24 protein-coding genes are annotated in these 25,785 nt (G+C 59.0%); 7 read left to right on the forward strand and 17 right to left on the reverse strand.

The window, feature by feature from the left end; translation table 11 throughout:
• Positions 1-129 precede the first annotated feature (129 nt).
• The 3 genes from FIV05_RS13580 to FIV05_RS13590 all read left to right on the forward strand — a co-directional run bounded on the left by FIV05_RS13580 (position 130) and on the right by FIV05_RS13590 (position 4,587).
• A complete protein-coding gene (locus tag FIV05_RS13580; RefSeq protein ID WP_152509918.1) occupies positions 130-3,171 on the forward strand; it encodes a PAS-domain containing protein in 3,042 nt (1,013 codons plus the stop codon).
• Complete coding sequence (locus FIV05_RS13585) at positions 3,168-3,884, forward strand: response regulator (RefSeq protein WP_152509919.1); 717 nt, start codon at positions 3,168-3,170, stop codon at positions 3,882-3,884. The genes FIV05_RS13580 and FIV05_RS13585 overlap by 4 nt, the downstream gene beginning before the upstream one ends.
• A 481-nt stretch (positions 3,885-4,365) precedes the next feature.
• Positions 4,366-4,587 (forward strand): hypothetical protein, encoded by a 222-nt coding sequence (locus tag FIV05_RS13590; RefSeq protein WP_062487708.1) that lies wholly within the window; start codon positions 4,366-4,368, stop codon positions 4,585-4,587.
• Positions 4,588-5,078: 491 nt separating this feature from the next.
• On the opposite strand, the gene FIV05_RS13595 is transcribed toward FIV05_RS13590, so the two are convergent.
• Complete coding sequence (locus FIV05_RS13595; RefSeq protein WP_152509920.1) at positions 5,079-6,512, reverse strand: glyceraldehyde-3-phosphate dehydrogenase; 1,434 nt, start codon at positions 6,510-6,512, stop codon at positions 5,079-5,081.
• Between the two features lie 372 nt (positions 6,513-6,884).
• A complete protein-coding gene (locus FIV05_RS13600; protein WP_152509921.1) occupies positions 6,885-8,492 on the reverse strand; it encodes a winged helix-turn-helix domain-containing protein in 1,608 nt (535 codons plus the stop codon).
• A gap of 149 nt (positions 8,493-8,641) precedes the next feature.
• Here FIV05_RS13600 and FIV05_RS13605 point away from each other — a divergent pair, with 149 nt between their 5' ends.
• Positions 8,642-8,866 carry a tautomerase family protein gene (locus FIV05_RS13605; protein WP_152509922.1) on the forward strand — a complete coding sequence of 75 codons (225 nt, stop codon included), beginning with the start codon at positions 8,642-8,644 and terminating at the stop codon, positions 8,864-8,866.
• Positions 8,867-9,008: 142 nt separating this feature from the next.
• Here FIV05_RS13605 and FIV05_RS13610 read toward each other — a convergent pair whose 3' ends face one another.
• From FIV05_RS13610 to FIV05_RS13630, 5 genes are all read right to left on the reverse strand, one after another.
• Positions 9,009-9,830, reverse strand: a complete 822-nt coding sequence (locus FIV05_RS13610) for a hypothetical protein (RefSeq protein WP_152509923.1) — start codon at positions 9,828-9,830, stop codon at positions 9,009-9,011.
• Between the two features lie 83 nt (positions 9,831-9,913).
• Positions 9,914-10,699: a hypothetical protein gene (locus tag FIV05_RS13615; protein ID WP_152509924.1), complete on the reverse strand. Its 786-nt coding sequence runs from the start codon at positions 10,697-10,699 to the stop codon at positions 9,914-9,916.
• A gap of 16 nt (positions 10,700-10,715) precedes the next feature.
• Positions 10,716-11,213, reverse strand: a complete 498-nt coding sequence (locus FIV05_RS13620) for a hypothetical protein (RefSeq protein ID WP_152509925.1) — start codon at positions 11,211-11,213, stop codon at positions 10,716-10,718.
• Positions 11,214-11,436: 223 nt separating this feature from the next.
• Complete coding sequence (locus FIV05_RS13625; RefSeq protein ID WP_152509926.1) at positions 11,437-12,816, reverse strand: tetratricopeptide repeat protein; 1,380 nt, start codon at positions 12,814-12,816, stop codon at positions 11,437-11,439.
• 22 nt (positions 12,817-12,838) lie between these two features.
• On the reverse strand, positions 12,839-13,606 hold the full coding sequence (locus FIV05_RS13630; protein WP_152509927.1) for an FkbM family methyltransferase: 768 nt from the start codon (positions 13,604-13,606) through the stop codon (positions 12,839-12,841).
• 174 nt (positions 13,607-13,780) lie between these two features.
• Here FIV05_RS13630 and FIV05_RS13635 point away from each other — a divergent pair, with 174 nt between their 5' ends.
• Positions 13,781-14,575 (forward strand): FkbM family methyltransferase, encoded by a 795-nt coding sequence (locus FIV05_RS13635; RefSeq protein ID WP_152509928.1) that lies wholly within the window; start codon positions 13,781-13,783, stop codon positions 14,573-14,575.
• On the opposite strand, the gene FIV05_RS13640 is transcribed toward FIV05_RS13635, so the two are convergent.
• The 8 genes from FIV05_RS13640 to FIV05_RS13680 form a co-directional block, all read right to left on the reverse strand.
• Positions 14,576-15,010, reverse strand: coding sequence for a DUF6165 family protein (locus FIV05_RS13640; RefSeq protein ID WP_209009969.1), 435 nt, complete (start codon positions 15,008-15,010; stop codon positions 14,576-14,578). It abuts the gene before it with no gap.
• A gap of 147 nt (positions 15,011-15,157) precedes the next feature.
• Complete coding sequence (locus FIV05_RS13645; protein WP_152509929.1) at positions 15,158-15,808, reverse strand: glutathione S-transferase family protein; 651 nt, start codon at positions 15,806-15,808, stop codon at positions 15,158-15,160.
• 47 nt (positions 15,809-15,855) lie between these two features.
• A complete protein-coding gene (locus tag FIV05_RS13650) occupies positions 15,856-16,512 on the reverse strand; it encodes a ribonuclease T2 (RefSeq protein ID WP_152509930.1) in 657 nt (218 codons plus the stop codon).
• A 29-nt stretch (positions 16,513-16,541) separates the two neighbouring features.
• A complete protein-coding gene (locus FIV05_RS13655; protein WP_209009970.1) occupies positions 16,542-16,988 on the reverse strand; it encodes a hypothetical protein in 447 nt (148 codons plus the stop codon).
• A 97-nt stretch (positions 16,989-17,085) separates the two neighbouring features.
• Positions 17,086-17,934, reverse strand: coding sequence for a 23S rRNA (adenine(2030)-N(6))-methyltransferase RlmJ (gene rlmJ / locus FIV05_RS13660; RefSeq protein WP_152509931.1), 849 nt, complete (start codon positions 17,932-17,934; stop codon positions 17,086-17,088).
• Complete coding sequence (locus tag FIV05_RS13665; protein WP_152509932.1) at positions 17,931-18,458, reverse strand: GNAT family N-acetyltransferase; 528 nt, start codon at positions 18,456-18,458, stop codon at positions 17,931-17,933. The genes rlmJ and FIV05_RS13665 overlap by 4 nt, the downstream gene beginning before the upstream one ends.
• Positions 18,459-18,694: 236 nt before the next feature.
• Positions 18,695-19,504 carry a cold-shock protein gene (locus FIV05_RS31865; protein ID WP_286202293.1) on the reverse strand — a complete coding sequence of 270 codons (810 nt, stop codon included), beginning with the start codon at positions 19,502-19,504 and terminating at the stop codon, positions 18,695-18,697.
• Positions 19,505-19,718: 214 nt separating this feature from the next.
• Positions 19,719-20,816, reverse strand: a complete 1,098-nt coding sequence (locus tag FIV05_RS13680; RefSeq protein WP_209009971.1) for a DUF1176 domain-containing protein — start codon at positions 20,814-20,816, stop codon at positions 19,719-19,721.
• Between the two features lie 169 nt (positions 20,817-20,985).
• On the opposite strand from FIV05_RS13680, the gene FIV05_RS13685 reads away from it, so the two are divergent.
• Positions 20,986-21,675, forward strand: coding sequence for an MBL fold metallo-hydrolase (locus tag FIV05_RS13685; protein WP_082444573.1), 690 nt, complete (start codon positions 20,986-20,988; stop codon positions 21,673-21,675).
• 131 nt (positions 21,676-21,806) lie between these two features.
• Here the strand turns inward: FIV05_RS13685 and FIV05_RS13690 are convergent, their stop codons facing one another.
• Both FIV05_RS13690 and FIV05_RS13695 read right to left on the reverse strand, forming a co-directional pair.
• Positions 21,807-22,811, reverse strand: a complete 1,005-nt coding sequence (locus FIV05_RS13690; RefSeq protein ID WP_209009972.1) for a DUF1402 family protein — start codon at positions 22,809-22,811, stop codon at positions 21,807-21,809.
• A 224-nt stretch (positions 22,812-23,035) separates the two neighbouring features.
• The gene (locus tag FIV05_RS13695) at positions 23,036-23,425 is read right to left on the reverse strand and encodes a DUF6665 family protein (RefSeq protein WP_209009973.1); all 390 of its coding nucleotides are present in this window, start codon (positions 23,423-23,425) and stop codon (positions 23,036-23,038) included.
• A gap of 183 nt (positions 23,426-23,608) precedes the next feature.
• Between FIV05_RS13695 and FIV05_RS13700 the strand changes: the two genes are divergently transcribed.
• Entirely contained in the window at positions 23,609-25,756 is a 2,148-nt protein-coding gene (locus tag FIV05_RS13700) for a bifunctional diguanylate cyclase/phosphodiesterase (RefSeq protein WP_152509933.1), read from the forward strand.
• The last annotated feature ends 29 nt before the right edge of the window (positions 25,757-25,785 follow it).

The following is a 25,785-nucleotide window of genomic DNA, read 5'->3' on the forward strand; positions in this document are numbered from 1 at the left end:
TGCGGGCTTCGGACGCTTGCGACATGATACAATTGATACAAACGGCAAGGCCAAACTGAAAAGAAGCTTACGTAGAAATGAGGTCCGGCCTGCCGCCCTTGTCGAGGCGTTGATACAAAGTGAGATCCAATGTTGCTTCAAGACGGAGCGAGTGCTTCTGAAAGTGAAGCCGATAGAAACCGGATCCAGCTGCTCATGGAAGAAGCTGTCGAGGCGCTGAGCGATGGCTTCGTGCTCTACGACAGTGACAGAAGGCTCGTTTTCGCAAACAAACGCTATGCGGAGATGCTGGGTCCGCACAAGGATCTGCTTGTTCCAGGCGCGCGGCTCGACGAGATCGTCGGCAGTGCTGTCGGCAGCGGGCATATTTCATTCGTTCGCAGCCCTGAAGGCGGTTTGCCCGGTGTCCTGGAAACCCTGGCAGCCAGAGGAAAACTGAAGATCGAGATCAAGGTTGCCGACGGCAGCCAGCACAAGATCTATCTCAAGCATCTGAAAGACGGCAGCATTGTCGTGAAGGTTCGCGACATCACGGAACAGCGGACCGCAGAGGCGCGTGCAAGAGAGATCCTTTACGGCGCGGTTGATGCCGTCGACGTTGGTATCGCACTCGTCGATGATGATGATCGACTGGTGTTTGCCAACAAGAAGTTTCGGGAGATTGGCGACCCGGACGGCAGGCTTTTCGTTCCTGGCCGTGCGATGCGCGACATCCACGCCGAGGCCATAGCATGCGGCCTGATCCCGCTCCCGGGGGGCATGAAACCCGCCGAAATGCTCGATGAGCTGGATCGGCTTATACGCCTTGCCATCAAGGGGTATCCGATACCCAACAATCAGGACAGGGAACTGGTCGGCAGCGCCTACGAGACAAATCTGAAAGGGCGGCTGCTCACGATTGAAGACGTCACGGATCGTGTCAGGGCGGAGCGGCGTTTTACGACTGCGGTTGAACGGTTGCCGGTTGGTATCGCCTTTGAAGGGCCGGACGGGCAGTTCACGCATTGCAATGATGCGTTTGCAGCGCCCTTTCACCTGACCGCGGCCGAAATTCTAAAGCTGTCGGATATTGAGCGGATCGACTTGCTGGCACCGCAGATATCGATGGTTGCCGGTCAGGAAGTAGGCGACCGCGCGGCTGAGCTCTTCACCGCTGCGGTGAAGCAGCAGCGCGAGACGCTGGAACCCATGGAGGTTCGCTTCTGGGATGGCCGGCACTACCGTGTCGAGCGAGCCATCTCCGAACACAACAGCCGCGTTGTCGTGGTCACCGACATCACCGCCTTGAAAGAAACCGAGGCCAGAAGCCTGGCCACCCTGAATGATGCCATTCAATCTCTCGATGAGGGGTTGGTGCTCTTCGACAAGAGCCTCAATTTCGTGCTCGGAAACCGGCTCTGGTACGAAATGTACTTCAGTGAATTGGCGCCGCCCGTTGCCGGGGAGAACATTCTCACAATTCTGGGCCGGTTGATCGACAACGGCGTCGTTCTTGTTCCCGAGGGCGAAGACAAGACATCCTATATGTGCGAGCTGACGCTTCTGGTGAAATCCTACCAGAAGAAGCAGGCCATCCATCTTGCAGGTGGACGTATTCTGCTGGCGTCAGCCCACAGAACCGAACTGGACGGCTACCTCGTCTCCTTTATCGACGTGACAGAGCAGCGACGTGCCGAGGAAGAGCAGCGCGAGGCGGATCTGCTTCTGCACAAGATCGTCGAGGCGTGCCCGGCAAACTTTCTCGTCTCCCGCATCGAAGATGGAAAAATCATCTACTGCCCGCCTGCTTCACGGGAGCGGTTCGGCGATATCGACACGACCCTCAATTTCTTCTTGAAGCCGGAGGATCGGGAGCGGTATCTGGAAGCGCTCTTGCCGACGGGAACTCTTGATGATTACCGGGTTCAATTCCGCAGGGCCGATGGCTCAATCATGGAAGGCATCACCGCCGCCCGCGTGACCGACTACAAGGGCGAGAATGTCATCGTGTCCTCCACAAGGGACATTTCGGACCTTCTGGCCATGCAGGAGGAACTGCAGAAACAGCGTGACATTGCCCACCAGAACGAAAAACTGTCCGCCCTGGGTGAGCTTCTTGCCGGTGTCGCACACGAACTCAACAATCCCCTTTCCATCGTTACCGGTTACGCCCAGATGCTTCAGGGAAAGCTGAAGGATCCGGTTCTGGAAAAGCGCATCGACCGCATCGCGGAGGCTGCCGACAGAAGCGCGCGGATCGTCAGGGCTTTCCTGTCCATGGCGCGCCAGCGACCGGCAAATCTGGAACCGTGTACGCTGAACGAAATCGCCTCGGTTGCCCTTGATCTTGCCGGCTACGGGCTGCGTTCCAACGGAGTCAGGATTGAGACGGAGTTTGACGAGGATCTTCCGTCGATCCTCGGTGATACGGACCAGCTGGTCCAGGTCGTTACAAACCTCATTATCAATGCGGAACACGCCCTTTCGCCGCTTGGTGAGGAAGCGGTGCTTGTGTTGCGGACGTTCCACGACGGAAGAGACGGCCAGGCAGTCCTCGAAGTCCGGGACAATGGTCCGGGGATGACGAAGGAAATCAGGGACCGCATCTTCGAGCCGTTTTTCACGACCAAGGATGTTGGTGAGGGGACGGGCGTCGGCCTGGCATTCTGCCACCGGGTTGTCGACACCCATGAAGGCACTCTCGAAGTCAGTTCATCCGTTGGCAAGGGGACGAGTTTCTTCGTGCGACTGCCCGCAATGGAAACTGAGGCTTCAACTGACACCTCGCAGGCCCAGCCAGGCGGAACGCATCATCGCAAACGGGTGTTGGTCGTTGATGACGATGTCGCTGTCAGCGAGCTCGTTTGTGACCTGCTGGCAGATCTCGGATGCCAGGCAATACAGGAAACCAGCGCACGCAAGGCTCTTGCGCGCCTGTCTCACACATCCGTCGATCTGATTATCAGCGACTACAAGATGCCGGGCATGGACGGTGCCGCATTTTACAACAGCCTGGTCGGGTTATCGCCCGGATACAAGGATCGTATCGCCTTCATGACGGGCGATGCCATGGGGAAGTCCGTTCAGACATTTCTGACGGAAAGCGAGCGCCCCTACATTGAAAAGCCCATTTCCAAGAAGGATCTGGCTTGTTTGTTAAATCAACTGGACAGCAGGAAAAACACATCATGAGCGGGGCTCCGGGTGCGAAGCAAATTTTGGTCTGTGACGACGAACCTCATCTTCGCGAAATGGTTGCCGAGTATCTCGCCGAGCGCGGCTATGACGTTGTTGAAGCGCCGAACGCCAACGACATGAAACGGCTTCTGGAGAGCCTGGAGCCGGCGCTGATCATTCTGGACGTGAACATGCCTGGTACGGATGGTCTGACCGCGTTGCGTGACCTTCGAACCACCTCGACCGTGCCGGTGATCATGCTGACCGCAGCAAGTGACGTGATTGACCGCGTGGTGGGGCTGGAAATGGGAGCCGACGATTATGTCGGCAAACCTGTCGACCTGCGCGAACTGGAGGCCCGGATCAAAGCGGCACTGAGGCGCAGAAGTTTTGACGAGACGACTGCACAGCAGAAGGATCGGCAAGCAGGCACAGTTCCCTTTGGCACCTGCCGTCTGGATCTGGACGGGGCGAGGCTGATCGGTGGCGACGGTCAGGAAATAGCGATTACGTCCATGGAGTTTCAACTGCTCAGGGTGTTCGTCGAGAACCGTGGACGCGTTCTCAACCGCGACCAGTTGCTGGAACAGGCACACGACAAGGGCTGGGAACCTTTCGATCGTTCGATCGACCTGCGTATTTCAAGGCTGCGCCGCAAGATTGAACTCAATCCCACAAAACCAGAAACCATCAGAACGGTTCGTGGGTTGGGCTACGTCTTCGATTAAGTGCTCTTCCCGGCGATCCGGGAAACCCCTTAAAGCCTGTTACCTGCCTCGAATTCCAGTTCGTCGGAGCCGGAATTTGCGTCCTGTTGGTCAGCATCCAGGCTTTTTGGCGCATCAATCCTGCCTCAGATCCGCACTGTCTCCTTGTGAACGGTAACAATTGTACCTTTGGTGTGAGCAAGGGCGGGCTTTTTGATACCGGGCGGACATGGAGAAACGCTTTCCCCGGCGCGTGATCCGGCTTTTTAAACTTTTTCAAAAGATATTTTTCTTCAGTCGTTTACACAGGTCATGTCTGGGGTTTTGTCGCCCAGCTCAATGCCCGTTCAGACCTCGCATTTGAAACAATGTGTCGGATATTTCTGTGGGGCGAACGCCCGGATACAATTGAAACACCCGGTGAAACGGGGCTGAAAAGAAAGGTTCCCATCTTTGGTATGTCGGCAAGGTCGCCGACGCCAAAACCAAATGGAGAACTACTATGATGAAAACCACTTCTTTCGCACTGGCTGCTGTCATGTCCACGTTCCTGATCCAGGCAACGCCTGCTTCCGCTGGCCAGAGCTGCTGGGGACTTGAAGGACAGGCGCTTCAGGATTGCATCGACAATCTTGTCGACGAACTTGGCAAGATCGGTCACGAAAGCAATTCCGATACGCAGACAGTGAAGATCAAGAAATCTTCCCGTCAGAAATCTCGTTGAGGCCTAACCTCGACCGGAACTGACAACCAGAAACCCTCGGCGTGAACAAGACGCCATAAGGGTCACCTCTCCTGCGGTGCAATTCGACTGGCATTGATGTGTTTTGGCCTGCTTGCCAGGGTATACCCATCAATCCGTTGAATTGCCCGCAGACAGGTTTTCAAGAAGAAGACATCTAAAACGGCCGGTTGGCCCCCTTCAGGCAAGCTCTCTTCTCCAAGCGTTTTGAAATTTCTACGCCTTTTTTGAATGCCTGCTTTTGCCACTCAATCCAGATTGTTGAGCAACCGAATTCAAGGCACGGTGCTGACCGACTTGTTCGGTTTTCGGTCCGGCGCTCTGCAACAGCCGGCAGCGATCATCAAACCTGGAAAAAGGCCACCCCGTCCCGTGCATTGATGGGGCAAAAGCACTTCGCGCAGCTTCAAAGCCAAAGCCAAAGGAAGGGGCCGAGACATGACTTGGGCCCCTCCTGTTCGGTAACGGCAGGATTATGCGGGGACGGACGGGTATTTCATACCCGCGACTTCCTGCATCAGGCGGATCACCTGTGTGCTGTAGCCCGCCTCGTTGTCATACCAGACGTAAAGGACCAGCCGGTCGCCGTCGACGATGGTTGCCTGGCTGTCGACCACACCGGCATGGGTGGAACCGACGAGGTCGGAGGAGACCAGTTCGGTCGAAGCCGTGTAGTCGATCTGGTCCTGCATCGGCGACTGCACGGAAATCCCGCGCAGGTAATTGTTCATTTCCTCGGCCGTCGTCTCGCGCTTGAGGTTCAGGTTGAGGATGGCCATGGAGACGTTGGGGATCGGCACCCGCACCGCGTTGCCGGTCAGCTTGCCCTTCATTTCCGGCAGGCACTTTGCGACGGCGCTGGCCGCGCCCGTGCTTGTCAGTACCATGTTCAGGGGCGCGGACCGGCCACGGCGATCCCCGCTGTGGTAGTTGTCGATCAGGTTCTGGTCGTTGGTGAAGGCGTGGATAGTTTCCACGTGGCCGTTCTCGATCCCGAACTCGTCGTTGATCACCTTCAACACCGGCGTGATGGCGTTGGTGGTGCAGGAGGCCGCGCTCAGGATCCTGTCATCCGCCGAGATGTCGCCATGGTTTACGCCATAGACGATGTTCTTGATGCTGCCCTTGCCCGGCGCGGTCAGGATCACTTTCGCTGCACCCGGGCATTTCAGGTGCTGGCCAAGACCATCCTCGTCGCGCCAGATGCCGGTGTTGTCGACCACCAGCGCATTGCGGATGCCGTATTTGGTGTAATCGACCTCGGCAGGAGAGTTGGCGTAGATCACCTGGATGTAGTTGCCGTTGGCGATGATCGCATTCTGCTCTTCGTCAACGGTGATGGATCCGCTGAAAGCGCCGTGGACGGAGTCCCGTCGCAGCAGACTGGAGCGTTTCTTCAGGTCGCCGGCCTTGCCGCCGCGCACGACAATCGCGCGCAGGCGCATCTTGTTGCCGGCACCGACGCGTTCGATCAGCATGCGGGCAAGAAGGCGTCCAATGCGCCCGAAGCCATAGAGAACGACATCCTGCGGTTCCTGCAGGATGGATGTCTTGCCGGTGTTGATGCTGGCCAGCTGCTTCTCGAGGAAGCTCTTAACGTCACCGCCTTCTTCCATGTAGCCGTGGCACAGCTTGCCGAGGTCGACGCGTGAAGCGGCCAGGTCCATCTTCAGCATTGCCTTGACGATTTCGAGGCTCTTGGTGACGTCCAGTTCCTGCCCGGTGATCTGCAGGGCATAGCGGTGTGCCTTGAGGATTTCGATGGCGGAGTTGTTCAGAAGACGCCGACCGAAAATCCGGATGTTGATGCCGTAGTCACGGTAGAGATGCCCAACCAGCGGGATCATCTGCTCGGCAGCGGACTGTTGTTCCTTCCAGTTGTCGAAGTGGTTATCCATGGCCGCCATACACAAAACTCCCTTATGGTCTTTCCAGCGCGCTGAGTGGCAAGTCTTTGTCCTGCGCACGGTCTTTAGCTCTTGTGGAAACGTAATGTCCATAAGCAGATTGAAGACTAATCGATTGAAATTTGGGGAGGGTGCTTTTAGTCGCATCCAGGCCGCCGGAGCCGTTACATCTGGAACCTTGCAAGTGCAGATAATCAACTCGGAGAGACTTGGTCTGAACGCAGAAGCGCAGAGCAAAACCTGGCAATTCGTGCCCGTCATCGGCAATTGCGGTCGAATTCGCACTGCGGTTTCAAGCAGACATCGTACTTCAGGCAAGTCCTGCGTTGATGACGTATCGGCTTCCGGAAGTCATGGGGACGCGAAGCCTTTTCACACCCCGAGCTCGCGCAGGCCTTTCTCTATCGTTTCGCGCGCGCCGCTCTCGGCAAACGGGAAGGACGCGAAGAAGACTTCCGAACTGATTTCCGGATCTGCCTGTTTCGCCCGTGCCAGCCATTGCCGGGCTTCTGCATTCTTGCCGACCAGGTGTGATGTCAGGGCCGCGATCAGCGAGATATGCTTGTGCGCACCGGGCATCTGCGCTGCTTTCACGGCAAGCTCTTCCGCCCTCTGCCTGTCGCCCAGTTGCAATTGAACCAGAGCACGTGCCGACACCATGCCATAGGCGAGCGGGTCAAGTGGGCTGAGGTCCAGCGCCAGCGCAAGATCTGCATCGGCCTGCGCTGCCTGACCCGCCATCACGCTTACCAGCCCGCGTGTATAGACGCCCTGTGCGAAACTGGGGCTGAGGCTGGTTGCCCGGTCAAACCAGGCGATTGAATCTTCCAGCCGACCATCGAGCCAGGAGCACCGTCCGGCATTGAAGTGAGCAAAAGGATCGAGCCTGTCGGTCTCCACCGCCTGGTGCGCCAGTGCGCGGGCCTTTTCGACTTCGGCTTCGGGATCTTCCGCAAAGCGCATGAAGGCCGACTGAAAATGTGTGAAGGACAGCCCGCCCATGGCGCCGGAGAAATAGGGATCGCATTCCAGGGATCGTGTGAACAGTTCTGACGCGCGGGCGTTGTCCTGCCGATTGAACCGGTACATGTGATCCAGCCCCAGGTGAAAACAGGCCCATGCATCCAGTTCTCCCGGAGCGCGTCTGCGTGCGATGCGCACTTCGTTCTGCGGGATCTGAACTGCCAGACTGGCAACGACATGGCTTTCGATTTCCGGTCTGAGCTGGTGCAATTCGGGCAGGCTGCCACGATAGTGTTCCGCCCAGATCGTGCCGCTGCTGGTCATGTCGATCAGCGAAACGCCGATCGTGATGCTCTCACCCGCAAGTTCGACCGTGCCGGTGAGCCCATAGCGAACGCCGAGTTGACGGCCGGCGGAAAGCGGGTCCACATCGGGTCCGCGAAAGCGGAAGCTCGATCCGCGTGCGATAACGAACAGCCAGTGCAGGCGCGACAGATCCGCAATGATGTCGGCAGGCAGGGCATCGGCCACGATTTCGTGCTGACCCGGTTCGCCAAAATACTGGAAGGGCAGGACGGCGATGGAAGGCCGCCCGTCGCGCGCGGTCTTCAGCACTTCCTCAATTGCCGGGGCGGCCTGTTCCTCGGTTATCAGGCCCGAACGTGTCGGGGGTGCCTTTGCCTGGACACTGGAAACCTCGGTCTCCGCAACAAACCGGAACCCCTTGCCATGGATCGTCCGGATGACTTTCTGTGTGCTGCCGTTGTCCCCCACTGCCTTGCGCGCAGCCTTGATCCGCGCTGCCACTGCCGTTTCGGAGACGATCCGTCCGTCCCAGACATGCTCTATCAATTCGTCCTTGCTGACCATTCGGTCGCGGTTTTCGACCAGCAGCAAGAGGAGGGAGAGGACTTGCGGCTCGATCGCCACGCGTTCGCCATCACGGCGCAATTCGAAACGCGCGCCGTCCAGTTCAAATCCGTCAAAGGTGAACACCAGGGCGTCGGCTTGCGGCACACGTTCCCCTTTCCCCGAAAGTCTTCATGAAAAGGTCAGTTATATTCATGTTCCCGTCAAGCATTGCCGTAGGGGAAGGCGTATCTCTTGTTCATCGGGAGCACCCGATATTGGTTTGAAACACTGATACATGAACTAGGAGAAATGAAATGCCTCTGGTAACGATCGATGTCATCAAGAATGTTTTTACCGCCGAACAGAAGCACCAGCTGATCGAAAAGGTAACCGAAGCCATGGTCTCCGTGGAAGGCGAAGCCATGCGTCCGGTCACCTGGGTCCGCATCATGGAAGTCGAGCAGGGTGACTGGGCCATTGGCGGCCAGCGTCTGGGTGCTGCGGACGTTCATGCGATGTCGGGCAAGAAAGTCGCCTGACGCTGCCGAAAATCTGTTGCAAGAAGGGCCGTGCCTTGGGGCGCGGCCTTTTGCGTTTTGATCGGAAGATGCCGGTAGGCACTCATGCGCAATCGCGGGCTTGTTGAGGCCCTTGCTTCCATGCTGAACGCATCGCCTGCCGTCAAACCTCAAGGGAAGGGAAATCGTCCTGCAGTCTGTCGGCGTACTTGCCTTCGAAGGTGTGCAGGCCTGCGTGACGGATTTCGGTTTGATAGTCGAGCCAGATAGTGCCACCGCAACCGCGTACCCAGCGCAGGCTGAAGCTCTGGTCCTCATGCAGGAACAACCGACCGCTTGGCGTCGGAAGGTGGCCGAAGAAGTCGTAATATTCCATGTCTGCATGGGCGGGGATCAGCGACATGTCGGGGTAGTTGGTGACGACACCGCGTTCCACCATCGTTTCCGGCACCTTCCGGCTCAGCAGCGTCAGGCCCTGACCTCCGGCGGGAATGGAGATGAAACCATCCCGGTGCTCGGGGTGCCAATCCGTGTTGTCATAGTCGCGAAGCTGGTGATTGTAGGTCATGCTGCGGGAAACGAGCTGTTCCATCGGGCTTCGCTCGGCTTCCGGCAGGGCGGTTTCCGCTTCAATCAGGTGCCGGAGCAGATCCCAGTTGTAATATTTCTGCGGGTAGGACGCGCTGACGAAATCGTCGCCGAAGGCGACCAGGCGCCACACGGCCTCAGGCGTGAATTCCATGTCGGAGTCGAGCATCAGCATGTGGCTGAACTGCTTGTGGGCGAGGAATTTGCTCATAAGGTGGTTGCGGTTGATGACGAGGTTTGCGGCACCATAGGTTTCGAACGCAAACGGCAGTCCGTGGTGCTGAAACTCCTGCGTCAACGCGATGAGGGAGCGGACCGTCGGCAGTTCGACCTGGCCGCGGGTCGGCATGGCAATCATGATGATGAGCGGTGTTGCTCCGTCGGCCTCATTCGCCATTTCCTGTTGCCTCTCTGAAGGTGATGCCGGGGCATGGGTGCCGGGGGTCTCGGGGCGGACCTCGGCAGACTTTCACTGGTTTCCTAAGGTGCTTTCTTTGGAGTTACGAGTTGCGCCGGTCGCAGCTCTTCTGCTTCCTTGAACAGTGAAAAGGTTTGGTTCACGTAGCCGACGACGCCATTGATCTGCTGCAGATAGGCTTGCAGCTCCGGAGTGTGCTCCGCTTCCACCAGCTGGATGGCCCGGGACTGCGGATAGACTTCAAAAAGAACATAAAACAGCGGGTCTCCACGGCGCAGGATGAGAGGGGCGGAGATATCGTGCCATTCGAACGCCCATGTCAGCGTTCTCGGCCAGACGTTGATCGGGAACCTTCCAGGTATCATCAGGCCGGGAAGCGACGATTTCCCGACATGCTGAAACGGTGGCAGCTGCGACATGTAGGTGGGCTCGTCCGCAACGAAGATGTACGGCAGGCGCATCTGCAGGATAGGGCGGTCGGGCGAGCGCCATTCTTCGCGCGGATGAAGGATAATCAGGTGAGCGAAGACATCGTCTCGAACCGAGGACATTGGCCCGTCGGCGTTCACGACCACGGGTTCACCGAAGTCGGTTTCGGCCATCTGAAGGGAGAGGTCGCATGGGCATGGTACTTCGAAAAGCCGGCTTTCGAGCCCCAGGACCGCAGGGCAGGATGTCACGGATTTGGCATGGGTTCGCTGGCGCGGGGCTGAGGACTGTTTCAGCCTTTGCGGTGGCTTGTAGACCAGTTGGGATTCGTTGCCCGCCAGCAGCCAGCCGATCGTTGCCGGCCCGCTGCCTTCAGTGTTTCCGCCGCTTGCATCGACGGTAACGTTGAAACTCAGCACGGGAGCGCCACCCTTGTTATCGCCGGAATTGTGCACTGATCCAGGGCGGGGCTGGGAGCCAGCGATTGAGGCTCTTGTCGAGATAAAGGCCGGTGACGGTATTGTAGGAAACGGTCACGGGCTGGCGGGTAAAGGGATCCGTGACTTGCCGCGTCTGAATTTGAGACACGCCGTAGCCCGGCGAGAAGACCGTATTTGCGTTTGGTACCCGTGACCCCGCGCGCCCCCCGTAAACGGTGTTCATCACCGCGAGCCGTGAGCCGGGATGTCCCGGGTGGATGGTGTTCATTCCCGGTCGGCGGTAGCCTGCGCCACCAGCATAGACGGTCTCCATAGCTGGCTGCCGGAAGCCGGGACGGCCGGCATAGATGGTATTCATCGCAGGTCGGCGATGGCCGGGATGGCCAGCGTAGATGGTTTCCATCACCGGTCGGCGATAGCCCGGATGTCCTGCGTATATGGTGTCCATCGCCGGTCGCCGCGAGCCTGGATGTCCTGCATAAATGGTATCCATCGCCGGCCGTCCTTTGAACGGGGTATATCCTGCGGGGCCGGCGGTGAGGGTTTCGGAGTGCATCTGTCCGGGCCGACTGCCCATGGAGCTGTCGGCTGACGGTCTTCTGGCTGCGCCCAGTTTTACGAGATCTTGATCGATCCCCGGTTTCTTTCGGTCAACCAAAGCTTATCCCTCAAGAACCAAATACTATAAAAGATTTAAGTGCTAAACTGACATAAAGTTACAAAATGCCTCTGCTTTCCGCAACTCCTTTCAGAGCTTCGCCTACGTTCCTGATGACATTGCTCCAGTCACGCGGTTGCTGTTGCCGGAAAAAACGCATGCCCGGATACCAGTCCGAACGGTCTCCTTCAAAGCAGTGATACCAGTGGGGAAAAGTGTCGAGCAGCAGCCAGACCGGTGTGCCGATCGCCCCGGCAATATGTCCCACCGCACTATCGGTCATCACGATGACGTCCAGCGACTGGATCATGGCGGCGGTTTCGGCAAAATCGAAATCGTCACAATCAATGACAAGATCGCCCAAGCCGCCTTCGATGAGCTGGCGGTGGGGCGGCCCTTTCTGCAGGCTGTAGAGTTGAACGAAGGGCAGTTCGGCAAGCGGCAGAAAATCCGAGAGGTGCGCTGCCCTGTCCGCGTTGCCGCCGTAGTCGACGTTTCCAGACCAGAGGATGCCGACACGAAGTGGTGCTCTCGCCCTTGCAAGCAAGGCGTTCCGCCTTTCTGCAAACGCCGGATCGCACTTCAGGCGCGGAGGTGGGTAACGGGACGGATCATCGACACCAAGCAGATAAGGCAGTGACAGAAGCGAGATCTGAAGCTCGCAGCCATACCCAGGGAGCTCTTCAGCATTCTCGACCCAGATGTCGACACCTTGAAGGTTCTGCAGGAGGTGCGACAGGGCCGGGAGACACAGGAAATGGACGCTAGCGCCGGCAGCCTTGAGAGCGGGCAGAAACCGCGCCGCCCAGATGATGTCGCCGTGCCCACCCTCGGGCAGAACCAGGATTTTTCGCTCCGTTGGCGGAGATCCGTCCCAGAAGGGCAGGTGGTGAACGGCGGCCGGAGTGACGCCGGCACCGAAGCGATGCTCCCAAAGCGGCCAGCCACGCCGATAGTCCCTTTGCCCCAGAGCCAGCCAGGAGGCTTCGATAGCTGAACCGGCATCGTCCGGATCGTCGCGCAAGAGCTTCTGAAAGGTGTTGAATGCTTCGCCGTGCCTGCCTGATCTGGAGCGTGCAACGGCCAGGACATAGTCTATCTCAGGATCGTCCGGCTGCAGGTTTTTCAGCTGTTCCGCCACGGCCAAGGCATTTTCCGGGCGCCCGAGGCGCAGGTAGTGCGCAGCAAGGCGGTGCAGGGCGACGATGCTTGGCGGCGTGATGGATGCAGCCCGGGTGAGACAGGCGAGTGCAGCCGCATCCCGCTCCTCCAGAAGATGAACCTCCGCCTGCAGCAGCCAGGCGTCCACAAAGTCCGGAGCGAGCTTCAGGCAGGCATCGGCATAGGCAATCGCCGTGGCACATTGCTCCCGGCCGAAGCTTCGCAGCGCCATTTCGTACAAGTCATCTGCCGTCAGGGGGCCGGGGTCTCTGGTCATCTGGTCTGCTGCGCTGTCCTGTTCACGTTGCTCTGTAGACTTCGTCTATGCCGATAAACTCGATCACCTCGTATCCCTTTCCGGCCATGAAGGAGGGGATCTCGGGACTGTCGGTAATGTTCTCTATGGTCCACACTTCGACCGGGATGGTCTCGAAGGGAAACTCTTCCAGGACAGCCATCTCGCCTCCTTCAACGTCGAGAGACACATAATCGATACGCTCAATTCCCGCGTCTGCCAGTATCTCCCTGATCGAGCGAACCGGTATCTTTGCAATGCGCTCGTCGTGCTCGGGGTGCTGCCGGATCCTTTCCAGAAGGTCCGGAGCGATGTTTGCGAGCAGACCGCCGCTTTGGGTGTAGCCGGCTCGGATTTCCAGGAATTCCGCGAAAGGTGTCGGCGAGCCGACCGCAGCGTTGAGGCAGCTGCAGCCGCGAACGGACGTCGCCTTTGCAAAGTTTGCCGGTGACGGCTCAATCAAAAGCCCGGTCCAGCCAAGTTCCTTTTCGAAGAAAAGGCTGTTTGAACCAGTGAGCCCGTCATATCCGCCAAGTTCCAGGAAAACGCCGCCTGTACGGTGTTTCAGAACCTCGTCGTTCAGGAACTTGTCCTGGCCGGATTGGCTGAAATACTGCTGGTGCATGCCCAGGGCCTTTTCCACGGCCCAGATCTCGTGCCGCAAGCCGCCCCGGCTCGGCCCGAAAACATGTTTCAGCTGACCGACAAGCGTTTCCAGGAGGTCCGTCAGGGCTTGCGGGGAATACTCGCTGTAGAATTCCGGCATGGTCATGAGGCAGTGAGGTCCTGGCTGATTTGAAATTGTTTTGAATTGAATGGTTCAAATTCCTGCGAAAGTTACCTTAGGTTAGTTCAGGGTGCTGCCCAAATTCAAAGGCTTTGATGATCCCGCTGTAAGGGGGGCGCAAGGAGCACGCACTGCAGATGGCGAAAGGTGACGGCGCGAATGAAAGACCAGACATCCGCATCCAGCCTGACCGAGGCATTTCTGGAGTGGTACATCGCCAACCGGCACAGTCCGGATCTGGCCGAGCTGAACGACTATCTGTTGAATGCCGCCTTGTCGGCGCGGGGCTACAACAATCTGGAGAGCGGCGAGACGTTCTTTGTGAAAGAGATCCTGGCCGCCACTGCACCGAGGCTCTGTTTCGACATCGGTGCGAATATCGGACGATACAGTCTCGACCTGTTGAACTATACGTCCGCCAACGTCATTGCCTTCGAGCCGCTGATCTCATCGCATGGAGAACTGGTGCGAAACACGCAGGCCTATGGCGACAGGATTGTTTGCGAAAACGTCGGCGTGGGTAACTTCGACGGCGAGGGGATACTGAATTTCGATGCAACGAACCCTGTTCTTGCCTCCTTTTCTCAGGAGGTGAAGAAGGTGAGTTATGTCACAAACGGGCAAACTGTGAAGGCACGGGTGACGTCGCTCGATAACTATTGCCGGGTAGCCGGAATTACGGCGGTAGATCTTATCAAGATCGACACGGAAGGCTTTGAGACCGAAGTGTTCGAAGGGGCTACCAGGGTGTTTTCCGAAATCAGGCCGCGGTTCATCCAGATGGAGTTCAACTGGCACCAGATGTTCCGCAGCAGGACGCTGAACGACTTCGCGGAATTGCTTCCAGAATACGACGTCTATCAGTTGCTGCCGAACGGCTGGACGCGGCGAGAGCCGAGAGACCCGCTGGCGAATTTCTACCAGTTTTCAAACTTCGTGTTCGTCTTGAACTGACTAGGGGAGTTTCTGCAGACTGCTGATGGCGGTATATGATTTTATCTCGACAATACGAGACCCGAGTTCCGTATTGATCTCCTGCTTCAGTGCCGCGCGTTTGTCATTTGTCTGGTAAATGCGTCGTGCCAGATCCACGAAGCGGTCCTTGCAATCCTGGGATCGGTCGTAGTTGCGGATGTCGTCTTCGAAACTCCACAGACTTTCATTGAGGCTTTTCAGCCGGGCCTTCCAGGTGTGGACCTGGCCCGTATCAGGCATGTGCCGGTCGTAAATCTCGCTGAGCGAAGCCAATTCGAAGCGGACGTGTTCCAGTTTCTCCGGAGCGGATATGCGGTCGACCTTGATTTCAAGGATGGTGATCTTGTCGAGGAGTTCAGCCGGTGAAATCGGTATGTAGATCATCTCGACCAAGACACATGCCCTCATGTTCATCCCGCTGCTTTCAGAACTGTAGCATCAAGTCGCTGGTCCGTTAATTGGCGTGCTTGCAGAGCGGGGGGCAAAGAACCACCCGCCGAACAAAAAAGCCAGCCCTGTGTCACCAGGGCTGGCTGATTGCATGTTGCTGCAGGCAGGCGATTACTGCAGCAGGGCCGGGGCGTTGTCCGGAACGGGGGCAGGCGGCACCTTCGTGTCGGTGAAAGCAGGAACGGCTGCTTCAAAGGTGTCCAGCCAGGCCACAAGTTTCGGATGGGTCTGCCGCCATTCACCGGCAAAACGGATATCAAGGTAGCCGAGGGCGCAGGCGAGCGTCAGCGAGCCAGCGTTGACGTCTGCAGCGGATGCCGGAGCGGGCGGCGTGTTGTCTTCAAAGTGCTTCAGACCACGGTCCATCTTGGCTGCCTGATAGGCGTCCCAGGCCGGGTCGCGGTACTTCTGTTCCTTGAAGCGCTTCTCGTAGACCCGAAGGATGGCCGCATCCATGATGCCGTCAGCCAGTGTTTGGTCCCGCAGGACCGGAAACCGGGCTTCGCCTTCCGGAAACAGCTTGCCGCCGCCCGCCAGGAAGTCGAGGTATTCCAGAATGACGGAGCTGTCGTAGAGGACGTCGCCGTTTTCCAGGACCAGCGCCGGGATCTTGCCGAGCGGGTTCTGGCTGCGCAGACTGTCAGAGGGATCGGCGGTGTTGGCGTCTTCGATCTCGACCTTGCCCTTGAGGCCGAGAATGGACAGGGCGAGCTTCACCTTGCGGCCGAAAGGCGAAGGGGGAGACGAGCGAAGTTTCATCATGGGTCCGAACTCCTGAAAGAAGAAGGCGGTTGGGGTGTCTAAGACGGTCAGCGTGCACCGGGTGGCGGCACGGACAGGCTGCCGGCGCGGCAGCCGGATCTGTCGACTTCGCGGCAGGCCCGGAATTCCAGATCCCGCGTGAGGCAGATGCGCACTTCCTCAAGTTCGCCCCGGTCGCAGGTGACGGCAAGCCCGTCCTCCTTGAGGCCCGGATTGGCAAGCCGGAAGGCTTTCTCAACGGTATCGGGTGCGGCCTTGCCGCGCTTGTCGAGTGTGCGGAAGGCTCCGGGGATGGTGATCTTGTCGAAAGCCTTGCGGGTGAGATCGAAGTAGTCTTCCGGTGTCAGCCCGGAGCAGGTGCCATGCTTGCGCCACTCGTGGAAGACGAGATTGTGGCTCGGCATGATGTCTTCCATCGAAACGGCAATTTGCCGGTCGATGCGCTTTGGTGCGCCGGGGCAGCTTTCCGGGAAACCACGCTCGTATTGGGGCCACAGGCCATGCACGACGAAGCGAAAGGGCTTGGAGACATCACATTGATGCGGATTGGCATCCGCGCCCTGTTGCTTGCAGTAGGTCGGCGACCAAGACAGGGCGAGGACATAGAAATCGAATTTTCCGGACTGATCGGCCAGGGCAGGCATGCTCAGAAGTCCCGCCAGAAGGCAGGCGGACAGTCTTCCGATATGGCCGAGCAGCGCCATGGATCAACCTTCTTGGGGAGGCCGTGGCCTTAGTGCGGGCGCGCCGTGCTGCAATGGTCGCCGTAGACCCGCCACTTGTCCAGAGGAGCCAGGCAGGCTTCCACATTCCAGCTGAGCCCGACGAACCCGGCGTGCTCTTCCACCATGTAGTGGACGGATTGAATGGTGCCGTCCGACAGGCTGGCTGTGCCTTTGCAGTAGCGGCGCTCGATCGGGCTGACGTCATTGCCGCTGTTGTTGACTTCACTGATGCCGTCGATGCTCAAGATCGTGCGGCCGCCGTAATAGTCCTTGCGAGCCCGGGCGACAGTTCCGGCGACGGCGCTTTGAACGGATGCGGCCGTGCAGTCCGGTAAGCGCTTGTCGCTGCCGAACGAGAAATAGACACGGTCGTCATTCGCGGCAGCCGGCGCAGCCAAGCTTGCGCAAAAGGCCAAGGCTGACAGGGTCAAACAGACGGATCGGGCAATACGCACGGCATAAACTCCGGAAATCAAACTGTGTAGGAGACGATGGGGGAGCCGGGTCGGAAGGTCAAGGTTCGATCCCGGTAAAAGTGTCACTGTAGGGGCTTTATTCGCCGATCAGCTGCGTTACGTTCCAGCTGGTGCCGGGTCCCTGGTGCAGGAGGTCGCACAACCAGGGCAGAACCAGACGCATTTCCTCCGCAAGCGTGAAAGGGGCGTTGATCAGTGTCATGCCCGAACCGAGCATTCTGGTGTCCGGGCCGCTCTTGCCGACGTTGAGGTCGAGGCTCAGTACGTCGCGCAGGCCAGCTTCGTCGAAGTCGCCATGCATGCGCCGGATCGCTCTGACATCCTTCATCGGATACCAGAGCGCATAGGTGCCGCCTGGCCATTTCTTGTAGGCCTTCACCACGGCATCGGTCATGCGGAAGAATTCGTCCGTCACCTCGAATGCGGGGTCGATCAGCACAAGGCCGCGTTTCTCCTTGGGGGGCAGAAAACTTCCCATGGCAAGCCAGCCGTCCAGGTGGATGGTCTTGACCTGATGGTCTCCCGCGAACCGCTCCGCGAGCGTCTTGAAATCCGCCGGGTGCAGTTCCGTCAGCGTCAGGCGGTCCTGTTTGCGCATCAACTGCCGTGCGACCATGGGCGAGCCCGGATAAACCTTCAGCGTGTCGCCGTCGTTGAGCGCGCGCACTGCCGTCAGCCAGGGAGCAAGCAATTCGGCTATCTGAGGTGGAATATCGGCTTCAAGCACCTTGCCGATGCCAAGTTGCCATTCACCTGTCTTCTGCATCTCCTGCGAATTGAGATCGTACAGACCGATCCCTGCGTGGGTGTCGAGGATGCGGAAGGCTTTGTCCTTGCGCTGGAAATAGGCAATCAGGCGGGCCAGTACAACGTGTTTCAGGACGTCGCCGATGTTTCCCGCATGATAGGCATGGCGGTAGTTCATTCGGACTGGTTCCCGGAGGCAGGTTCAGCATCGCGCTTGAAGAAGATGACTGCCTTGTCGCCGTGGTCTGCCTTGCCGATTTCCGAGAAGCCGAGGCGGCTGTGGAACCGTATCGAGCCCGGGTTGGCGGGGCGTTCGTTGACTTCGCAGACGAAAACACGACCACTGCCGGCAAAACGTTCAAACAGGGCGCCATAAAGGGCGTCGCCGATCCTCTTGCCCCGAAGGCTTTCGTCGACGCAGATCCGGTCGGTGTAGGCAAAATTTGAAACGCGTTCGCTCAGCCATTGATAATTGCGGCTGTCATAGCCGGCGCCGTCGCCCAGGCACAGCAGGAAACCGGCAGGCGTGTCGTCCACGACTGCAACAAGACAGACAAGGGCGGAATTGACCAGATCGAGCAGTTCTTCGGCTGTCAGTTCGTTGACGGCCGGAACAGCAGCATTGTTCAGCGGCAACAACGCGCCGAGGTCGCCCGGCAGGAACGGTCGGATGGTCAGGGTATCGGATGAAACGGCAAGCATGGGGCACCACGGTGGATTTCGGACCCGCCTTATAGGGGCTTCGGCAGGAAGTGGAAAGATGTCCGCTGGATCCGTTGATTGCAGCTACTGCTGAGGATCAAGGGAAACCGGCACGACTCCAAGTCAGGTCGGGGGAGGCGGTGCCGGCATTGTCGGTAAAAAGAATGTGGGCGCAGCAAGGCTGCGCCCACTTGCTTCATGCTCTCAAGCCTCTGTGTGGCAGGGGCTAGGGGAGCTTATTCTTCGGCAGGTCCGCCATCGTCTTCCTGCGGTGCGTTGCCTTCTTCGAGCGCCTGCAGGTTGACCGCTTTCGGTCCCTTGCCACGACGATCCGGTTCGGTCTCGAAGGACACTCGCTGTCCACTGTCCAGGCCGGCAAAACCGGACCGCTCGACCGCGGAAATGTGCACGAACACATCCGCATCGCCTTCGTCCGGAGTGATGAAGCCAAAACCCTTGTCGTTCTTGAAGAACTTCACGGTGCCAGACTGACGCGGGCCACGCTCGACCGGGGGCATGTCACGCCGCGGGCGCTGCTGACGGAAACCGTCGCCTTCGCCGCCTTCGCGCGGGCCGCCGCCATATCCGCCGCGTCCGCCACCGCCGTAACCGCCTTCACGGCCACCGCCGCCGCCGTATCCGCCACGGCCACCGCCGCCGCCGCCATAACCGCCGCCATCGCGACCACCGCCGCCATAACCGCCGCCTTCGCGTCCGCCGCCGCCGTAGCCACCACGGCCACCGCCGCCGCCGTAACCGCCACCGCCTTCGCGGTCGCCGCCACCGCCGTAGCCACCACGGCCACCACCGCCGCCGTAACCGCCGCGGCCGCCGCCATAGCCGCCTTCTTTATTGTCGTCGCGGCCGTAGCCGCCACCAAAATCATTGTCGCGTCCGCCGCGGTAGCCGCCATCCCGGCCGCCGCCATAGAAGTCTCCACCGAACTCGCTTCCGCCAAAATCACTGCCGAAGTCTTGCGGACCGCCAAACTCGCGCTTGCCGCCGCGCCGACCACGCGACCGCCGGTCCGAATCACCATCGTGCATTACCGAATCACCTTAATTGTTGCGCCCTTTCGGCACATAACGACCAACCTCACCCGCCTTCACAGTCGAGTCACCACACTCAGGCGCACTCCGTGCGTCTGATCAACATTCTGGGATCGGGTTGAAACAATCTTGCCACATCCCTCTCCAGCCGCTGCGTTATCATCATAAGGGCGGGACAGGGAAAATCGCAAGAAAATCCTTGGTGCAGGCGCTAATTGGAAGCGTTTTTCGGAGGCCAGGTGCTTGACCAATTGGACAAGTCAGGTTCCGTACCGTCACATGTTTTCCTGGCCGCTTCTTCCAGCAGCACCAGGCCGGTGCCGTTCCACACCCATCGGTTCCACAAGCCGCATTCGCCAACTCCTGAACCCTTGAAGTAACTTACGAGCTGTTGATCGGCCGGAATCCATCTTGCGTTGTAGATGAGATCCGTTGCGACCGGACCCTTTTCCGACATGCGGGCGACATGCACCTGACGGGCTGCACCGTCCTTGCCGGAAAGGACTGCGACATAGGGGCTGTTGTAGGCGGTTGGAGCCCCACAGGGGATGATGTAGAGCGCGGCGCTGTCGGCAAGCGGCACGCGAACGGCATTCAGGCTGGCGAAGATGGTCGGGTCGATTTCAGAGCACAGGCGGTTGGCAGACCAGACGGCAGCCACTTCCGGCGGGAGCTGGTCGGCGCTCATCAGCGGAATGGCGTGCGGGGCGTCCCTGGCAGGATCGGTGCCGGGGGAGACGATGGCTGCAACGGTGCCGGTGCGGTCCTGGCGATTGTCGAGCCACAGCAGACTGGATTTGAGGCCGAGGAGGGGGACGGGTACCGCAACCGGGTCGGTTCCGGTGGTCGCAGGTACGCTGATGGTGAGTTCCTTGCCCTGGCGCATGGCGTCAAGCAGTGTCGTTGTTGCCGGGCCTGTCGGATACCAGAAGCCTTCTCCACCGAGCGGACGGAAGCCGGCCGGCGGATTGACTGCCGGCTGCATCTCGCGCAGCTGTTCGATCGGCAGGGCCTCGATCGGAATGCCGTCGACCTCGAACTTCAAGGTGCCGTCCTTGGGCAGCTCGGTGTTGGTGGTTACACGGACAAGCGGCTGGGCTTCCGCCTGCCAGTCGCGGACGATGCGCACATCGACCCAGACCGACTGGCTGCGGGTGAAGGAGGAGGCAAAGCACACGCCGGTATTGCCGCAATCGACCGTCCAGCTTTCGAAGCTGGGTGTCGTCCGGCCAGGCTGCGCCATTGTGCTCGAAGCGCCCAAAAGCGCTGCGGCAACAGTCATCAGCAATGTCAACAGTCGTGGCGTCATCAGCTCCGGCTATCCGAATGTGCTTGGCGTCTTCCAACAGGTCCATACATCTTGTACGAAATGCACGCGGCCAGGTGAAGCCGCGATTGACCAGAAACACGACACCGGATGGTGTTGTCCCGTATTTGTTACAATGGGCCGTGCGAGGCCGCTGTTGAAGGAGGCTACCATGGCGCAGGACACGACGAACTCCGGTGGGGATGAAAATCCGGACGACGGCATGCCGCCAATCCAGGTGATGGTGATTGCCGTTACGCCGTTTCAGCAGAACTGTTCGCTCATCTGGGACCCTTCATCCATGCGCGGAACGGTGGTTGATCCGGGCGGCGATGTCGACAAAATCCTGGCAGCCGTGAACAAGCAGGGCGTGAATGTCGAAAAGATCGTACTCACGCACGGCCATATCGATCACGTTGGTGGGGCGGCCGACCTGGCCGAAGCGCTGAAGGTGCCGGTGGAGGGGCCGCACGAAGCCGATCAGATGCTGATCGACAGGGTGGCAGACCAGGCGGTACAATTCGGCGTGGAAGGCGTCAAGCCCGTGATGCCGGATCGCTGGATGGTTGAAGGCGACCAGGTGGAAATCGCCGGGCGGATGTTCGATGTTCTGCATTGCCCGGGCCATTCACCCGGCCACCTGGTGTTCTTCGACAAGGAACTGCGTTTCGCGATTTCCGGCGATGTTCTGTTTGCCGGCTCCATCGGCCGCACGGATCTGCCGGGTGGCGATCATGCGACCCTGATCAAGTCGATCCGCGAAAAGCTGCTGCCGCTTGGTGACGATGTCGCCTTTCTTCCAGGTCACGGCCAGGCCTCGACGATCGGTCATGAGCGTGAGACCAATCCGTTCCTGACCTGAGGGGCGGTGATGCCTTGATCCGGCGAGGGACGGCCCGCTTCGGGCAGCCCTCGGCGGACCGGAAGACTAGATATCTGGTGCTGCCTGAGGTCCGGCTGCGCCGGTAGGGCGACGGCTGGCGACTTTACCTGTCAGAGCAGGCCTCTCAGATCGTCGATGCGATCATTGACCAGCCAGCCGTAATAGTTTTCCTGCGGCCAGCTTTGGCCGCTGCGGCGGTATTTCGCGGCCCGGCCCCAGGGATCGCCGAGATTGTAGAGCGTCGCGGTCAGGCCAGGGTTTTTCGAAATATCCACCTTGCCGACGGATTTATAGGCGGCAATGGAGTCCTGGATGATCGCGGCCATGTAGTGCAGCGAGATGTTCGGGTCCATGGTGGCCTTGTAGACCGCCTCTGAATCGGCTGCTGTCAGCTTGCGGAAGTTGCTTTGCTTGGCAACCCGGTCGGTCATCTTGAGGACCGTGAGCGGGCTCAGCTGGCCAAGGCCGAAGCTCTGGCCGGAATAGAGCGGCTGGAAGAACGCTTCGTTGAAGTTCTTTTTCGGGTAACGGACACCGTCAACCGAACGGCCGCGAAACTTGCTGTTCCAGACGTTCTCGTAACAGGACCAGCGGCGGTCCGAACTTTTCTGAATATGGTCCTTGCGGCAGCGATCGAACTGCGGGCGTTCGACGAACTTGTCGACGTGCTCTCCGTTCAGCTCGAAGTCGAAGCGGATGCCGGCATAGGCAAGAGCCTTGACGTAATAGGACTGGGCACTGTCGAGCGTGTCGTAGTTGTAGGTGTGTTCGCCGACGATGGCGCCGATGATGTGGATGGGGTCGATGCCGTAGCGGGCGGAGACGCGTTTGATGGACCCCATCAGGCGGCGATCGCGCTTCAGAACGGCCAGAACCTTGTCGAACTTGGCATCATAGGATGACTTGGAGGCGGCGGTGCGGCGCGAAGAGGCGAAGGGGATCTTCGGCTGGCTTTTGAACCGGTTGCCTTCCGGCACCACCCGCACGGATTGGGCTTGCACGGTCGTACTTGTCGCGAGGGGCAGCGCCAATGGAGTCAGGAGCAGGCCAAAAACCAGACATCCAGTCACCAGTCTGGAAATTCGGCCGAGATGACGGGTCTTCCTGCACACCATAATTTTTCTGCGCCTGGCTTTATCTTGTGTTTCTCGCCGACCAAATGCGGTCGTGCCGGCGAGCTCCAGTTGGTTCACATAGCTCGCTGGATGCGACTGTAAATAACTCATCTTGCAAAAAGCCCCCAGAAAAAACCACCGCAGCCGCGAAGATGCAACCGGTTCCTGTCTCTAGGGCAGGGACATCAACAAAGAAGTGATACCGGTCACAGCCCGGTGGATTGTTAGGAGCCGGGTGCCGAACGAAAGGCCGCGGCAGGCCCCATGCGCAGGCGGACAGCCTTTGGAACGCCCAGGAAGTCGTAGAAGGCCCGGTGCTGACGCAAGCCGCATAATTCGCGCTGGATGGTGACATGCCAGAGCGCTTCACCGGCTTCGGCAAGCCGGTTTTGCAGGGTTTCGCTATCTGTTTCGGAACCGTCTTCCGCCGATTTCAGATCGGCCAGGGCCGTCTCCAGCTTTTTGGTAAGCCGCGAAAGCGTGGATGCCTTCTCGTTGAGAATCTCGTTCTCGAGCGCTGCCGAGAGCGGATCCTTGTCGGCAGGTCTGGTCAGTTGAGGTGGGCGTACGGTCATGACGTCGGAAGCTGTTGCGGCAATCTCACGCAGGGTCACACGACGGCTCCTTTCAAGGCAAGCCTTTTTCCGCAAGAGCCGACGTCGACTGCATCGCGGTGAGGCTCGGCCTCGGTAGGGGCCGGAAGGTCGATCTGTTTCTCGGGAATTAGTCAATTCAACCGTAACTTTTAGGTGCTACCTACCCGATTACCTACGCATTTATACGGATCATTCCCGACCATGTTTAATGTGCTTGGCTGCATCTTCTATCAGCACAACATCGCGCTTGTGGGGCTCGCAGCTCTCGTTTGTCTGTTTGGATCGGCCGTCACCCTGCGGCTGTTGCGGCGTTGTGTGCGTGCGCAAGGCACGCAACGTCTCGGGTGGCAGTTTCTGGCCGCCGTTGCCGGTGGTGGCGGTGTATGGACCACGCACTTTGTTGCAATGCTGGCGTACGAGCCGACCGCTCCGGTCTCGTTTGATCCGGCTCTGACACTCATTTCGCTGGTGATCGCGATTGTCGGGCTGTTTGTCAGTTTCGTGGTCAGCGGCCTCGGTAGCGGAAAGATCCTGACCGGCATGGGTGGGGCTCTCGTCGGAATTTCGTTTGCGGCCATGCATTACACCGGGATGTTCGCCTACCGGGTCACAGGGCTCGTCGAGTGGGACTTCGGCTACATCGTCGCGTCCGTCCTTTTGTCTGTTGTCCTGTCCGCTGCCGCGATCACCTTGATCTGGCGCACCTACCTGGGCTCTCGTCGGTATTGGGTTGCCGTTGCCCTGATGGTGACCGGGATCGTAAGCCTGCATTTCACCGGCATGACCGCGTTGCGGATCATCCCGATGTCGCAGAATTTCACGGAGGTCGATAGCGGTGCTGCCCTTGCCCTTGCGTTGGCGATTGCCGTTGTCGCCCTGCTGGTTGTCGGCACCGGGCTGACGAGCTTCCTGATCGACAACAACGTGCGAGCGATATCCAGGCGGCAACTGCACCATGTTGCCGCGCATGACGCACTCACGGGCTTGCCGAACCGCACGAGCTTCCAGAGACAGCTTGCCGGAAATCTCGATGGCTATTTGAATCCCGGCAAGAAACTGGCGGTGATCGGGATCGATCTGAACCGCTTCAAGGAAATCAACGACACCTTTGGCCACGCTGCCGGTGACGAGGTTCTGCGCATCCTGGCCCGGCGCATGGAGCAGATCCTGCGCGATGATGAATTCATCGCCCGCCTCGGAGGCGACGAATTCGCAGCCATCAAGCCTTTCAGCGACAGGGATGAAATCCTGTCTTTTGCGAAACGGATAGAGAGCGTTTTCAGCCGTCCGATCGAAATAGGTGCCATGGACGGCATCGTTGGCGCGAGCCTCGGGGCCGCGATCTGGCCTGACGATGCCCAGACGCCGGACGAACTGGTCAACAATGCCGACCTTGCCATGTATCACGCCAAGCATGGGTTTCTCGAAACGATCTGTTTCTACGATGCCAACATCGGTGCAACGGTTCGAAACAGGCGGCAACTGGCAGAAGATTTGAGACGGGCGCTGGAGCGGGGCGAGCTCGAGATCCATTATCAGGTGCAGATGTCGTTGAATTCCAGTCAGGGCATCCGCGGGTATGAGGCCCTGCTTCGCTGGACCCATCCGGTAATCGGCCCGATTTCACCTTCCGAGTTCATTCCCGTTGCCGAGGAAAACGGGTTGATCGCTTCCCTTGGAGCGTGGGTACTCAACAAGGCCTGCGAGGACGCATCGCGATGGGAACCGGCTTACCGGGTTGCCGTGAACGTCTCCGCCGTACAGTTTATGGACACCAACCTGCCACGGCTGGTGCATGAAGCCCTGGTGACGACCGGACTTTCACCACACCGCCTGGAACTGGAGCTGACGGAAACCGCCCTTGTGAAAGACAAGGCCCGTTCGCTGCACATCATGCGCCAGATCAAGGATCTGGGCGTCGGTCTTGCGCTGGATGACTTCGGTACAGGCTATTCTTCCCTTGAAACCTTGCGGACCTTTCCCTTCGACAAGATCAAGCTCGACAGGGCGTTTGTTGGCGAAATGGAACAGGACCGCCAGTCCAAGGCGATCGTGCGCGCCGTTCTGGCTCTCGGAAAGAGCCTGGACATTCCAGTGCTGGCTGAGGGCATTGAGACTGAAGCGCAGATGGAGATCCTGCAACAGGAAGGCTGCGACGAAGGTCAGGGCTTTCTGCTGGGGCGTCCATCGCAGGTCGATCGCCTGATCCAGCACGGAGGACCGGTGCAAAACGAGGTGCGCAAACAGTCTCAACCATCACGCAAGGCGGCAGCGTCGAAGAGTGAAGCTGGCGACAATAAAGACGATGGCCCGGCTTCCCTTCGTTCACCTCTCGCCGCACGCAGTTGAGGCAGGCCTGCAAGCGGCATGTAGAGATG

It is taken from the genome of Labrenzia sp. THAF191a, from assembly GCF_009363335.1.
GTDB classification, from domain to species: domain Bacteria; phylum Pseudomonadota; class Alphaproteobacteria; order Rhizobiales; family Stappiaceae; genus Roseibium; species Roseibium algicola.